This is a genomic window from Streptomyces sp. NPDC048565 (genome assembly GCF_040650935.1).
Taxonomy (GTDB): Bacteria; Actinomycetota; Actinomycetes; order Streptomycetales; family Streptomycetaceae; genus Streptomyces.
This window is the reverse complement of sequence record NZ_JBEZIH010000034.1, coordinates 1-13,195: the sequence shown is the minus strand read 5'-3', so window position 1 is coordinate 13,195 and position 13,195 is coordinate 1. Positions and strand designations below refer to the sequence as shown.

Annotated in this window: 11 protein-coding genes and 2 pseudogenes; 10 read left to right on the top strand and 3 right to left on the bottom strand. The window is 68.0% G+C overall.

The window, feature by feature from the left end; all coding sequences use genetic code 11:
- The first annotated feature begins 286 nt into the window (after positions 1 to 286).
- The 4 genes from AB0C75_RS31660 to AB0C75_RS31645 are packed head-to-tail and all read left to right on the top strand — an operon-like array spanning position 287 to position 5,777.
- A complete protein-coding gene (locus tag AB0C75_RS31660) occupies positions 287 to 1,597 on the top strand; it encodes an extracellular solute-binding protein (RefSeq protein ID WP_362895284.1) in 1,311 nt (436 codons plus the stop codon).
- Entirely contained in the window at positions 1,594 to 2,496 is a 903-nt protein-coding gene (locus tag AB0C75_RS31655) for a sugar ABC transporter permease (protein ID WP_362895282.1), read from the top strand. Before AB0C75_RS31660 ends, AB0C75_RS31655 begins: the two co-directional genes overlap by 4 nt.
- Position 2,497: 1 nt before the next feature.
- Entirely contained in the window at positions 2,498 to 3,382 is an 885-nt protein-coding gene (locus AB0C75_RS31650) for a carbohydrate ABC transporter permease (RefSeq protein ID WP_362895280.1), read from the top strand.
- A 25-nt stretch (positions 3,383 to 3,407) separates the two neighbouring features.
- Positions 3,408 to 5,777 (top strand): glycoside hydrolase family 3 N-terminal domain-containing protein, encoded by a 2,370-nt coding sequence (locus AB0C75_RS31645; protein WP_362895278.1) that lies wholly within the window; start codon positions 3,408 to 3,410, stop codon positions 5,775 to 5,777.
- Between the two features lie 174 nt (positions 5,778 to 5,951).
- On the opposite strand, the pseudogene AB0C75_RS31640 reads toward AB0C75_RS31645, so the two are convergent.
- Positions 5,952 to 6,155 (bottom strand): annotated as a pseudogene (locus AB0C75_RS31640) (dihydroxy-acid dehydratase); the annotation flags it as partial.
- A gap of 74 nt (positions 6,156 to 6,229) precedes the next feature.
- On the opposite strand from AB0C75_RS31640, the gene AB0C75_RS31635 reads away from it, so the two are divergent.
- Complete coding sequence (locus AB0C75_RS31635; protein ID WP_362895276.1) at positions 6,230 to 7,153, top strand: SAVMC3_10250 family protein; 924 nt, start codon at positions 6,230 to 6,232, stop codon at positions 7,151 to 7,153.
- 65 nt (positions 7,154 to 7,218) lie between these two features.
- On the opposite strand, the pseudogene AB0C75_RS31630 reads toward AB0C75_RS31635, so the two are convergent.
- Positions 7,219 to 7,320: pseudogene (locus tag AB0C75_RS31630) on the bottom strand (IS5/IS1182 family transposase); the annotation flags it as partial.
- Between the two features lie 183 nt (positions 7,321 to 7,503).
- On the opposite strand from AB0C75_RS31630, the gene AB0C75_RS31625 reads away from it, so the two are divergent.
- Positions 7,504 to 7,872: a hypothetical protein gene (locus AB0C75_RS31625; protein ID WP_362895274.1), complete on the top strand. Its 369-nt coding sequence runs from the start codon at positions 7,504 to 7,506 to the stop codon at positions 7,870 to 7,872.
- Positions 7,873 to 8,158: 286 nt separating this feature from the next.
- The gene (locus tag AB0C75_RS31620) at positions 8,159 to 8,923 is read left to right on the top strand and encodes a DUF1963 domain-containing protein (protein ID WP_362895272.1); all 765 of its coding nucleotides are present in this window, start codon (positions 8,159 to 8,161) and stop codon (positions 8,921 to 8,923) included.
- 235 nt (positions 8,924 to 9,158) lie between these two features.
- Here AB0C75_RS31620 and AB0C75_RS31615 read toward each other — a convergent pair whose 3' ends face one another.
- A complete protein-coding gene (locus AB0C75_RS31615; protein WP_362895270.1) occupies positions 9,159 to 10,142 on the bottom strand; it encodes a WYL domain-containing protein in 984 nt (327 codons plus the stop codon).
- Positions 10,143 to 10,243: 101 nt separating this feature from the next.
- Here AB0C75_RS31615 and AB0C75_RS31610 point away from each other — a divergent pair, with 101 nt between their 5' ends.
- The 3 genes from AB0C75_RS31610 to AB0C75_RS31600 all read left to right on the top strand — a co-directional run bounded on the left by AB0C75_RS31610 (position 10,244) and on the right by AB0C75_RS31600 (position 13,104).
- The gene (locus AB0C75_RS31610) at positions 10,244 to 10,708 is read left to right on the top strand and encodes a VOC family protein (protein WP_362895268.1); all 465 of its coding nucleotides are present in this window, start codon (positions 10,244 to 10,246) and stop codon (positions 10,706 to 10,708) included.
- Positions 10,709 to 10,865: 157 nt separating this feature from the next.
- On the top strand, positions 10,866 to 12,032 hold the full coding sequence (locus tag AB0C75_RS31605) for a winged helix DNA-binding domain-containing protein (RefSeq protein WP_362895266.1): 1,167 nt from the start codon (positions 10,866 to 10,868) through the stop codon (positions 12,030 to 12,032).
- 34 nt (positions 12,033 to 12,066) lie between these two features.
- Positions 12,067 to 13,104, top strand: a complete 1,038-nt coding sequence (locus tag AB0C75_RS31600; protein ID WP_362895264.1) for an aldo/keto reductase — start codon at positions 12,067 to 12,069, stop codon at positions 13,102 to 13,104.
- The last annotated feature ends 91 nt before the right edge of the window (positions 13,105 to 13,195 follow it).

Below are 13,195 nucleotides of genomic sequence, written 5' to 3'. Positions count from 1 at the left end.
CCATCGCCACGGGGTCCCGGCGCAGAGCCCCCGCGCTGCCGCATCGCCCCTCACCTCCGATCTCTCTATTTCGAAAACGTTTCGATCCCCGTCAAGGGTCGCCACACAGCATCATCCGTCGGTCTCTCGTGGCGATCAAGCGGTCGGACAGTACGTCTGCACGAGTCTTGACAGGACATCAGCGCGAAACCTAATTTGCACGAACAGAGCTCGACGAAGGCCCATTTCGAAAACCTTTCACCCCTACTCACGAGAAGCCGGTGGCTCTCGAGTGCGGAGAAAAGACATGGCGCTCTCCCGACGTACCCTCCTCGGCTTGGCCGCCGGCGTGCCGGTCTCCGCGGCGCTGGCGGGCTGTGGTGGCTCATCCGGCCCCGGCAAGAGCGGCGGGGCCACGTACTGGTACCTGAACGGCCAGCCGCAGGAAGGCGTCAGAGCCGGCGCTGTGGACGCGTTCAACAAGGCTCACCCCAAGGGGCAGATCAAGGACACCACCTTCCAGAACGACGCGTACAAGACGAAGATCAAGACGGCCATCGGCGCGGGGCAGGCACCCACGATCATCTGGGGCTGGGGCGGCGGGACGCTGCGCACCTACGTGGAGGCCGGCCAGGTCGAGGACCTCACCTCGTGGTTCGGCGAACACTCCGAGGTCAAGAAGGGACTGTTCCCGTCCTCGTTCGGCGCGGCGACCGTCGACGGCAAGATCTACGCGATGCCGTGCGAGGTCGTTCAGCCGATCATCCTCTACTACAACAAGAAGGTCTTCGAGCAGGTCGGTGTGAAGCCACCTCAGTCCTGGGACGACGTCATGGCGCTGGTGCCCAGGTTCAACGCGAAGGGCATAGCGCCGTTCTCGCTCGGTGGCCAGTCCCGGTGGACGAACATGATGTGGCTGGAGTTCCTGTTCGACCGCATCGGCGGTCCCGAGGTGTTCCAGGCCATCACGGAAGGCGAGAAGAAGGCCTGGTCCAACCCGGACGCCATCACCGCGCTGACGCAGGTGCAGGAGCTGGTCGAAGCCGACGGGTTCGTCAAGGGCTTCTCCTCGATCACCGCGGACTCCAACGCCGACCAGGCGCTGCTGTACCGCGGCAAGGCCGCGATGATGCTGCACGGCGCCTGGTCGTACGGCATCCAGCAGGCCGACGGCGGGGACTTCGTCTCCAGCGGCTCCCTGGGCTACATGAACTTCCCGCCCGTGAACGGCGGCAAGGGTGATCCGGGCAACACCGTCGGCAACCCGGCCCAGTACCTTTCCATCTCGTCGAAGGCCGGCGCCGAGGAGAAGAAGATCGCCAAGGACTTCTTCGCCACGGGCGTCCTCCAGGACGAGGAGTCGAAGAAGTGGATCGACAACGGGTCGGTCCCGATCCGGCTCGGCACGGAGAAGCTGCTGGCGGCATCCAAGAACGCCGACTTCCTTCAGTTCACCTATGACGTCGCCAGCAAGGCCAAGGTCTTCGGCCAGTCCTGGGACCAGGCGCTCAGCCCTGCGGCCGCCGAGACCCTGCTGGACAACATCGCCAAGTTGTTCCAACTGAGCATCTCACCCAAGCAGTTCGCCACCAACCTCGACGCGGTCACCGCCAAATGACCTCTCTCACCAGCCATCCTCCGCGTCGCGAGCCGCGCGGCATCCTGCCCTGGCTGGCGGCGCCGGCGCTGGTGGTCTTCGTCGCCTTCGCCGTGATCCCGCTCGTCGGTGTCTTCGTACTGAGCTTCACCACATGGGACGGGATCGGCGCCATCCACCCCTCCGGGCTGACCAGTTGGCGTGCGGTGCTCACCGACCCCGGGTTGCCGCACGCCCTGTGGGTGACGTTCCTGGTGATGGCGGTGTCCTGGGCCGTGCAAACACCACTGAGCGTGCTGCTCGGTACGTTCATGGCAGGCCGACAGCGCTACCGCGCGGTGCTGGGCGTGGTCTACTTCATCCCGCTGATGCTCAGCTCGGCGGCGATAGCGATCGCGTACAAGGCCCTGCTGGACCCCAACTTCGGGCTCGGCTCCGGGCTGAAGATCCCGCTGCTCAGCCAGGACTGGCTGGGGCGGCCCGGGCTCGCGTTCGGGGTCGTCATCTTCGTCGTCTCCTGGCAGTTCATCCCGTTCCACTCCCTGATCTACCAGGGTGGTGTCCAGCAGATACCGAAGTCTCTCTACGAGGCGGCACAGCTGGACGGAGCCGGGCGGATCCGGCAGTTCTTCAGCATCACCCTGCCCCAGCTGAAATACACCGTCATCACCTCGTCCACGCTGATGGTGGTCGGGTCACTGACCTTCTTCGACCTCATCTACGTCCTGACCGAGGGCGGCCCCGGCGACGCCACCCGGGTCCTGGCACTGGACATGTACAAGCGGGGATTCCAGGCCAGCCTGATGGGACCGGCCAGCGCCATCGCGGTCATCCTCGTCCTGGTGGGTCTGGCCCTCGCCCTGCTGCTGCGCCGACTCGGCGGCCGGGACGCCGGCGCGAGCCAACTCGAGGGGGCCTGACGTGACCACCACGCCGACCGAGCCACGACACCTGCGGAAGACCGCCCACCGCACACGGCGGCACCTGCCCCGCCGGCGCAACTGGGCCGGCGGCCTGGCCGGATGGATCTGGCTCGTCATCGTCGCCGTACCCCTGTACTGGACCCTCATCACCAGTCTCAAGGCCCAGAGCCGCTACTACGCGAGCAACCCCCTGGTGCCGTCGGCCGACCCGACGCTGGAGAACTACCGGCTGGTCATCGAGTCCGACTTCCTCCGCTACTTCGTGAACAGCCTCGTCGTCACCGCCGGCGCCGTGGTGCCGGCGGTGGTGTTCTCCTTCATGGCCGCCTACGCGATCGTCCGCGGCTGGCGCATACGGGGCCTTCGCGCGATCAACGGACTGTTCCTCATGGGCCTGGCCATCCCGCTGCAGGCGACGGTGATCCCGGTCTACCTGATCATCATCAAGCTGCATCTCTACGACAGCCTGCTCGCACTGATCCTTCCGTCGATCGCCTTCGCCATCCCGCTGTCCGTGCTGGTGCTCGCCAACTTCGTCCGCGACGTGCCCAAGGAGCTGTTCGACTCGATGCGGGTCGACGGCGCCACCGAATGGACGACGCTGTGGCGGCTGGCGGCACCGCTCACCCGGCCGGCCATCCTCACCGTGACCATCTTCAACGCGCTGACCATCTGGAACGGATTCCTGCTGCCCCTGATCCTCACCCAGAGCCCCGACCGCCGGACGCTGCCGCTCGCACTGTGGACCTTCCAGGGCCAGTACGGCGTCAACGTCCCCGCGGTCCTCGCCGCCGTCGTCCTCACCACGGTGCCCCTCCTGGTCCTGTACGCGTTCGGCCGCCGCCAGCTGCTGAGCGGTCTGACCGCCGGATTCAGCCGTTGACCGACGCCACGGAAGGAAGGCCGACGTGCCTGTAGAGAACATTCCCGAAGTCTTTCTCTGGAACGACCTCAGCCTTTCGGTCGCCGCGAGAGTCGACGCCCTGATCGACGCGATGAGCGTCGAGGAGAAGAGCGCCCAACTGTACGGAGTGTGGGTGGGCGCCTCCGATCAGGGCGGTGAAGTGGCCCCACACCAGCACGACATGGAGGAGGCCGTCGACCTGGACGCACTCCTGCCCTCCGGACTGGGGCAGCTGACCCGTCCGTTCGGCACGGTCCCGGTCGACCCCGCGACGGGCGCGCTCTCCCTGGCTCGCACACAGATCCGTATCGCTGCCACGAACCGGTTCGGCATACCAGCTCTCGCGCATGACGAGTGTCTGGCCGGTTTCGCCGCCTGGGGGGCGACCGCCTACCCCGTTCCGCTTTCCTGGGGCGCCACCTTCGATCCCGATACGGTGCGGCGCATGGCCGCCGCCATCGGCCGCGACATGCGTTCCGTCGGCGTCCACCAGGGACTCGCGCCCGTCCTGGATGTCGTGCGCGACGCCCGCTGGGGCCGGGTCGAGGAGACCATCGGCGAAGACCCGTACCTCGTCGGCACCATCGGGACGGCCTATGTGCAGGGCCTGGAGTCGGCCGGGATCGTCGCCACCCTCAAGCACTTCGTCGGTTACTCGGCCTCCCGTGCCGGTCGTAACCTCGCTCCCGCCTCCATGGGCCCGCGTGAGCGCGCCGACGTTCTGCTGCCTCCCTTCGAGATGGCTGTCCGTGAAGGCCGGGCCCGGTCGGTGATGAACGCCTACACCGACACGGACGGCATGCCCTCCGCGGCCGACGAGAATCTGCTCACCGGGCTGCTGCGCGACACATGGGGCTTCGACGGCACCGTCGTCGCCGACTACTTCGCCATCGCATTCCTGAAGACACTGCACGGCATCGCAACCGACTGGGCAGACGCAGCAGGCACGGCGCTGCGTGCGGGCATCGACGTCGAACTACCCAATGTCAAGACCTACGGCGCGCCCTTGACCGAGGCCGTCGCGGACGGCCGCATCCGGGAAGCGCTGGTCGATCGCGCCCTGCGCCGGACACTCACCCAGAAGGCGGAACTCGGTCTGCTCGACCCGGACTGGAACCCGCTGCCGGCCGCACTCCACGGGGCAGATCTGAACGATCCCGCCGCCGTGCGCGGAAGGATCGACCTGGACGGTCCGGAGAACCGCGCGCTGGCCCGCACGGTCGCCGAGAAGGCGGTGGTGCTGCTGAGCAACGACGGCACCCTGCCGCTCGGAAGGCCCCGCCGTATCGCCCTGCTCGGTCCCAACGCCGACGAGCCCGTCGCCGTACTGGGGTGCTACTCCTTCCCCCAGCACATCGGCGTCCGCCACCCCGGGACTCCACCGGGCATCGAACTGCCCACGCTGCGCGACACTCTCGCCGGCGAGTTCCCCGACGCCGAGATCACGGTCGCCCGCGGCACCGGAATCGACGACGGAGACCTCTCCGGCATCCGCGAGGCCGCACGGGTGGCACGCGAGGCCGACATCGCCCTGGTGGTGCTCGGCGACCGGGCCGGGCTCTTCGGGCGGGGCACCAGCGGCGAGGGATGCGACATCGAGACGCTGATGCTGCCCGGCGCGCAGCAGCAACTGCTCGACACCCTGCTCGGCCTGGAGACACCCCTGATCACCGTGCTGCTCGCGGGGCGGCCGTACGCCCTCGGCCGCGCCGTGGAGGAGTCCGCCGCGATCGTGCAGTCCTTCTTCCCGGGGGAGGAGGGCACGCACGCGATTGCCGGGGTGCTCAGCGGCCGTACGAATCCCTCCGGACGTCTTCCGGTCAGCGTGCCGCGCGTGCCGGGCTCCCAGCCGGCCACCTACCTCGGGGCGCGGCTCGCTCACGCCAGCGAGGTGTCCGCCACTGACCCGACCCCCGCGTTCGCCTTCGGTCACGGTCTGTCCTATACGCGGTTCGACTGGACGGACCTGACCGTGGACGTCGAGGAGGCCCCGACGGACGGCGAGTTCACCCTCGCCTTCACTGTCCGCAACACAGGCGGCCGGTCCGGAACCGAGATCGTCCAGGTCTATCTGCACGACCCGGTCGCCTCCGTCGTCCAGCCGGTGCAGCGCCTCGTCGGCTATGCCCGGGTCGAGCTGAAGCGGGGCGAGGCACGGCGCCTCCGCGTCACGGTCCCGGCCGACGTCGCCTCCTTCACCGGACGCGACAACCGGCGCGTCGTCGAGCCGGGCGAGCTGGAAGTGAGGTTGGCCGCCTCCAGCGTGGATCCGCGTCTGACGGCCAGGGTCACGTTGACCGGAGCCGAGCGCCCTGTGGATCACACACGACGCCTGCACGCCACGGTTGAGCAGGAGCCGGTTGATCAGACATGAACCGGAGGGGCGCAGCGCGCGTCGCGGCAGCGGCGGCGCTGCGCACACGGGACCGCGGAGCCGGACATGTGATGGTCCGAGCCCGGCACTCCGGGGGCGCGGGCCAGTACTCCGCGAGCCGCCCCCCCAGGTCAGGTGTCCCGTCCCGACTCAGTGGTGGCCGTACGAGTCCTGTCATCTCACAGCACACCGCGCTGAGCGAGGTTGCGCATCAGGGAGCGCCTCGGCCATGCAGGCCATGGTCGAGGCGGTACCCATCGTCATGCGGTGCCCGTGGGAACGGGCCACGCACCCCTCCGCGAAGAAGCACTCCTCCTCGGCCATCCGGCCGGTCTTCAGGTCCTCCTCGAACTTCCAGACGTGGGTGCCGGATCCCACGTGCCATGCCGGGATCAGACGAGTTCCGCGGCGCCGAAGGTCCAGGCTGACCGGGCAGCAGGGCGGTCGTCGCCATGCTGTGCGGGACGCCCCTCTGCTGGAGGCGACCATGCACCTCATTCCGAATCGATCAGTATGCTCGTGATGTTGCTGATCGGTCGAGTTGCGGGGGTCGAATGCGGGACCTGCTCTATTTTTCACAGCCGAAACTCCGGCATTTCCACGGCGCTCCAAAGAGCGTCCTCGGGGGCCGCCCTTTCGAGGTTGAGACGACGGCGTTCGGTGTTGGGGGCCGCGTTGCGGTCGGCGAGTCCGGCTCGGCCGGTGCCGGTGAGTCCGAGGGCCCGGATCTGGAAACGGCAATCGCGCATCTCGAGAAGACATGCACGGCGCACACGGCGGTTCCGGCCTCGTGTCGTTCCGTCGGAGCGTATGAGTGGATGGCGTTCTCGGGCCCGTTTCACCGAGGACCCCGTGTCCGGGACTGGGGCCTGCACGACAAAGGGGTGTACACCTTCACGTCGCACGAGAACCCCATGCTGTGCCCCCAGTTCACAGGAGAATCCGAGTGCTCCGGCGTCGAGGTGCTGCTCTGCGGGTCCGCGCAGCACGTCATCGGGGAAGAAGACCAACCCCGGACTCGGATGGGATCCGGGTCGGACTGGCTACACGACATGGCTGCCGAGTTGGTCGCCTTGGAGGAACGTGGTGAGACAGCTCTTCCTGAATCCCTTGCGCGCACTCCGCAAGGGGTGCAGGAGTACGCGGCCAGAGTGGCCCACGACATGATGGTCTCCTGGCGACAAGGACCTGTTCACGTGCACGGCCACGCCCGAGTCCTATGCAATTTCGAAGCGGTGGACGGGCAGCACCGACTGATTGTGGCGACCCCGTTGTACGTCGAGATCGCCCCACCTCCGCGGGAGGGCGCCTTGGCGCCGCAACCCACGCGGCGCCGATGGCCCTGGAAGTTCCGGGTCTACCCGCCAGCGCGTTGATTCGGGCCCGCGGACCAGCCGGTGCCGTGCAGGGCAAGAAGAAACCTCCAGGCAGCGGTAGTACTTGAGAGATCGTGCAGGTGCGTGATGCCATGGTTGGGGCGAACGGCGTCGCATTCGAGGTGGCAGTCACGGAGGATCTTCCAAGTTCTCATGCGGGCGAAGATCATCGCGCTCGCTACTATCCCCGCCAGCTCCCTTGCTGGTGATCGCCTGCCGTCTCAACCGGCACCCGGCAGCCGAGCACATCACTACCCATCACCGGCGCGGAGATCAGAACGAGCAGTTGACGTAGTTGGTGCGCTCGTCGGACCAATGACGGATGGCCCACGGCCTGCGATCATCGGCGAATGAGTAAGGACGGGGAGCGAGCGGCACTTCGCCGGATGCTGGGTGGCATCACTGCCTCGCTCGGCGACCGGAACACACACAAGACGCTGACCGAGACCTTCGCTGTTCTCAGCATGCCGCCGATCGATGAGGGGTCAAAGCGCGAGCGGGTCGAGCGCAGTTTCGCCCAGGTGCCGGACAGTGATCTTCTCCAGTTAGCCGACCGCTTCCTGCAGACACAGGACGTGGGCGCTGCGACGCGTAATCAGCTCCAGGACGCGCTGTGGGCCGAGGCGTCCCCACCGGAGATACCCATGCGGACCCGCCGGGAGGTAGCCCGGGCCCTCGACCCCCGACAGTCTTGGTGCAGCACCCGGCCCGGTTCATAAAGATGCTGGACCGATTCTGGGTCAAGGCCCGACGACCCGTTCTCCGAATTGCTCTCTCCCGGCCAGGGGAGGAGCCTGCGGTCCCCGTTCACCCGACCTCTCAACAAACCCGCAACACCCCAGGCCGGCCAGCACGCCGCACACCAGCAAGCCGCCTTCCAGCGTCATCCGCCAGCCCCACGACCGTAGAGTTCCTCGCATGAAACCCGGAATACCCCACAAACTGAACCGAGTTCGAGAGACGGCACTCGCACGCGGAGTCCCGCCCGCCGAGGTGGAAAAGTGGTTGGCCACCGCACGCCCGTGCGCGACCCTGACGCCCCACGCGGACGGGCCGGTCGTCGGGCGCTTCGGCGGAGCTCCACTGCTCCCCGCCGGTTTCCTCGATCTCCCACAGCGCACGCACCTCATCGCATCCCTGGACCTCGCGGCACTGCCCGAGGACGCGACGAATCTGCCACTGCCGCCGGACGGCCTGCTTCACCTGTTCGCCCGCTCCTATGACGACGGCCTGGAGGCCGGCGGCGAAGCGGTGTACGTCCCTGCCGGCACGGCCGTGGCGGAACGCTCCTTGGACCACGGCTACCACCCGCAGGACGCCTGGGCCCATCTGGACAGGGATCCTCAGGAGGGGGTGGAGCTACGGCTGCATCATGACGTCTCCCTGCCGGACAACGAATCACTCCTCGATCCGGCCGAGTACCCCCACGCCAACGAACTGCGCAACGCCTGGGCACAGGTGCGGAACGAAGACCACCCGCCGCACAGCGGCCCGCGCCTGCAGATCGACGGATTCCCCACCGACGCCTACGGCGAGACCGATCTCCTCACGGCATCCGCGTGGCTGGCGGCACGAACGGCAGGAAAGCCGCTGGGCAAGCCGGCCAACCCCGGGGAAACGCCCCGGCCCGAGGACTGGGCCCTTCTCACCCAGTGGTACGGCGCCCCGTACATCGGCGGTGATGTCTACTGGACGATCACACGGCAGAACCTGACGGCACGCCGCTTCGACGAGGTCACCGTTCTAGGACTCTTCGAAGGCCCCGGATAAGCCTCAGCGGGCACCCCATGAAGGCCCGCACCTTGTCCGGGTGGGGTCGGCTGCCAGGCAGGGCACACTGATCACGCCGCCCCACCGAAAACCCCAGGATCCCCGACAGAGCCAGGTTCGGAGGCTTCTTGCGGGCTGTTCCATGAGGGCCCTGCCGGCCGCCAGGTGATTGTTGCCGGTTACCTTCCGCTCACCACACTGTTTGGCTGGCCCCGCACGGCTTCTGTCGTGCTCGTTACAACTGGCCGGTCGCCGTCGCTGTGTTGCGGGCCGCGAGCCGGGCGAATGCCTCGGTGAGTTGCGGTGGGTCGATGACCGTGATGGCGGTGTCGAAGCGGTTGAGGGAGGCGGCCAGAGCGATCCAGGACCATGATCCCGCGGTGTAGCGACACTGGTGAGGGCCGAGATCCTCCACGGTGCCGTCGTCGGCGAACGGGAGAACGGTGGCGGCGGGCTGCTGCAGGACAACGGTGCCCACGCACGGCCAGGCATTGGCCTGCCCGGATCCCTTGAAGCGCGCGGAGACGAAGTCCCGGGCGCTGCCGCCGGGGATGCCCCGGGGAACGAAGCGAGGTCCGGCCGGGGTACGTGGGGATATGCGGTCGGCGCGGAAGATGCGCCAGTCGTCATGGTCGAGGTCCCATGCCACCAGGTACCAGCGGCCGTGGGACGTCACAAGGTGGTGAGGCTCGACCCGGCGCGTCGGCCCGGGTTCCTGGACGGCGGGCCGGTGGGAGGCGTAGTCGAAACGGAGCACTTGGCAGGCGCGGACGGCACTGGAGAGGGTGAGGAGCAGCCGGGGGGAGAGAGAGGTGGCCGGCCCGTCGCCGGGGCGGGGGACGGCCTCGAATGCGAGCTGGGCGACCTGATGCCGCAGCCGCGCGGGCAGGACCTGGCGGACGGTGGTCAGTGCCCGCAGGGCTGCTTCCTCAATACCCGCTCCGGTCATGGTGGCAGCTTGCAGGGCCACGGTCAGCGCGATCACCTGCTCGTCGTCGAACACCAGAGGCGGCAGTTCCGTGCCGGCGTCGAGCCGGTAACCGCCGTCGGGCCCCATGGTCGTCTGGATGCGGTAACCCATCTCCCGCAGCCGGTCGATGTCCCGTCGCACCGTGCGGTGGCTGATGTCCAGCCGTTCGGCCAGAACGGTGCCCGGCCAGTCGCGCCTGGTCTGCAGCAGCGACAGCAGGTTGAGCAGCCGGGAAGTAGTCGTCGCCATGTCTTCGAGAGTAATTCGAGTCTGGGACAAAAACTGTCCTACACGGCTGCAAAAGTCAGTGGTGCCGGACAAGCCGGTTACTGGATGTACGAGGAGTAGCTGTGAGTATCACGACAACCCCCCACCTCAACTTCCGCGGCCAGGCCCGCGCGGCCCTGGAGTTCTACCGGAGCGTTTTCGGCGGGGAGGTCACCATCACCACGTACGGCGACTTCGGCATGCCGAAGGAGCTTCCGGGCGCCGCCGGGGTGGTCTTCGGCCAGGTCCAGACCGCCGAGGGGTTCCGCGTCATGGCCTATGACATTCCCGGTCAGACCGAAGGCCCGGTCGAGGCCACGGGCTCGACCCGCCGGGAGAACGGCACCACGATCACCACGCAGCCGTTCTTCGTCTCGGTGCGCGGGGAAAGCCTCCCGGAGGTCGAGGCGTACTGGGAGAAGCTGTCCGTCGGCTCGACGATCGTCGAGCCACTGGCCGCCTCGGCGTGGAGCGCGGGCTTCGGCATGCTCACCGACCGATTCGGGGTCACCTGGATCCTGGACGTCGCCTCCGCACACGCGGCATAGGCCCGTGTGACTGCCCCACGGAGCAGTCACCCCGCCGCCGTGGCGCCTTCTCGCACCCGCGCCACGGCGGCCTCCCACATCCAGTCCGGCCAGATGGCGCCCGCGTGTGCGCGCCGCCGCGCCGAGAAGCATCCGCAGCCGCACCGGAGGAGAGACCATGCGTCACGTTCCCGACAGTGAGCGACGCGCGCGTCTGGCGATCCGGCATGCACTCGCCCCTGCGTCCTGGGTACGGCGGCCCGAAGACGCCGCCCGCGCGGTGGTCGCCCTGCATGCCACCGACGCCCCCTCGGTACACCTCGCGGTGTGGGCACGGACCAGGAACACCACACCCGCCTGCATCGACCGGGCACTGTACGAGGACCGGACCCTCGTCAAGCAGCTCGCGATGCGCCGCACCCTCTTCACCTTCCCCCGCGACCTGCTTCCCGCCGTCATGTCCAGTGCCGCCGCACGCGTAGCCGCCACCGAACGCACCCGGATGATCCGGGACCTCATACGCGCCGGCGTCGCCGCCGACGGTGCGGCCTGGCTCGAGCGGGCGCGCGAGGAGGTCGAAGCAGCGCTCACGCAAAGTCCTTCAGCACTGTCCGCGGCGCAGCTGCGCAAGGCTGTTGCGCACATCGACACCGTCGTTCCCGGCACGAGCGGCGAACAGTGGTCTGCGCCCCAGGTCCTCACTCTTCTCGGGGCGCAGGGCTCCATCGTGCGCGGTCCCTGCACGGGACGGTTCCCGACGGCGCGGCCCCTGTGGACCCTGCCCTCCCGCTGGCTCGGCGGCTCCATTACGGCCGTACAGGCTGCTGACGGATACCGCGAAATCGTCCGGCGCTGGCTCTACGCCTTCGGCCCCGGAACCGAGGAGGACATCGTGTGGTGGCTCGGTGCCACCAGGAAAACGGTCCGCGCCGCCCTCGCCGAGCTCGGGGCTGCCGAAGTGTCCCTCGATGGCCCCGCCCCCGGGTGGCTGCTGCCCGACGACCTCGACAGCGTGCCCGACGCAGGACCGTGGACCGCGCTTCTGCCACCCCTGGACCCCACCGTCATGGGCTGGAAGCACCGCGGCTTCTACCTCGGTTCACACCACGAAGCCCTCTTCGACACCCGCGGCAACGCCGGTACGACCGCCTGGGTCAACGGACGGATCGTGGGCTGCTGGATCCAGGATGCCGACGCGACCGTGCGGGTGCGCCTGCTCGAGCCGGTGTCCGGCGAGGAGCGCACCTCGCTGGACGCCCAAGCCGCTCGTCTCACCACCTGGCTCGCAGGAGTCCGCAGTCCGACCGGCTACCGCTCCCCGGCCATGCGCGTAACCCACCCCTGAGAACCACGGTCCTGCCACCTGGAAGGAATCTTCAATGAAAATGCGAACCCTGGGCCGCACCGGCATTCAGGTAAGCCCCTACTGCCTTGGCACCATGATGTTCGGACCGGCGGGAAACCCGGATCCCGACGACTGCCGACGCATCATCCACCGGGCGCTCGACAGCGGCATCAACTTCCTCGACACAGCCGACGTCTACGGCGGTGCCGGCGAGACCGAGAAGATAGTCGGCGCCGCGCTTGCCGGTCGCCGCGACGAGGTCGTCCTCTCCACGAAGTTCAGCGGCCCGATGAGCGACGGCCCGAACCACCGCGGCGCATCCCGCCGATGGATCACCACCGCCGTCGAGGGCTCACTGCGCCGGCTGGGCGTCGACCACATCGACCTCTACCAGATCCACCACTTCGATCCGGACACCGACATCGAGGAAACCCTCAGCGCGCTCACCGATCTCATCACCAGCGGCAAGGTACGAGCGATCGGATCGTCCAGCTTCCTGGCCTCCGACCTCACCGAAGCACACTGGGTCTCACAACGCCGAGGGCTGGCACGCCTGCACACCGAGCAGCCCTCGTACTCGATCCTCGCGCGGGGGATCGAGCGCGAGATCCTGCCCGTCTGCGAGAAGTACGGCATGGGCGTGCTGACTTGGAGCCCGCTGGCGTGGGGACTGCTCACCGGGAAGTACAGCGGCGGCCGGCAGACCACCATCTCGCCCGGACGCAAAATGTGGGGGCCACGCCACATGACGGACCAGGACAAGTACGCCGCCGTCGAAGAACTGCTCACCGTGGCCGAGGACGCGGGAATGTCACTCACCCACATGGCTCTCGCCTTCGTGCTCGCACACCCCGGTGTCACCTCCGCGATCATCGGACCGCGCACCATGGATCAGCTCGAAGACCTCCTCGCCGGCGCGGAGCACTCCCTGAGCGACGACATCCTCGACGCAATCGACACGATCGCACCACCCGGTGCCGACATCGGCGTCACGGACGTCGGTTACCGTCCCCCGGCGATCCAGACGCCGGCGCTGCGCCGCCGTCCTCCAGCAGAGCGCAACGCCGTCTAGGCACTGTTTCTCGGATCTCCTGACGTGGGTGGGGTGTTGGGGTCAGGCTGGCTTCATGGGTCGTGGGGATCTGACGAATGCGGAGTGGGAT

Excerpts from the sequence above, each read along its gene's own strand:
- AB0C75_RS31615 (WP_362895270.1), bottom strand. The coding sequence starts at position 10,142 with ATGGCGACGACTACTTCCCGGCTGCTCAACCTGCTGTCGCTGCTGCAG.
- AB0C75_RS31600 (WP_362895264.1), top strand. The coding sequence starts at position 12,067 with ATGAAAATGCGAACCCTGGGCCGCACCGGCATTCAGGTAAGCCCCTAC.
- AB0C75_RS31605 (WP_362895266.1), top strand. The coding sequence starts at position 10,866 with ATGCGTCACGTTCCCGACAGTGAGCGACGCGCGCGTCTGGCGATCCGG.
- AB0C75_RS31655 (WP_362895282.1), top strand. The coding sequence starts at position 1,594 with ATGACCTCTCTCACCAGCCATCCTCCGCGTCGCGAGCCGCGCGGCATC.
- AB0C75_RS31660 (WP_362895284.1), top strand. The coding sequence starts at position 287 with ATGGCGCTCTCCCGACGTACCCTCCTCGGCTTGGCCGCCGGCGTGCCG.
- AB0C75_RS31625 (WP_362895274.1), top strand. The coding sequence starts at position 7,504 with ATGAGTAAGGACGGGGAGCGAGCGGCACTTCGCCGGATGCTGGGTGGC.
- AB0C75_RS31635 (WP_362895276.1), top strand. The coding sequence starts at position 6,230 with ATGCTGTGCGGGACGCCCCTCTGCTGGAGGCGACCATGCACCTCATTC.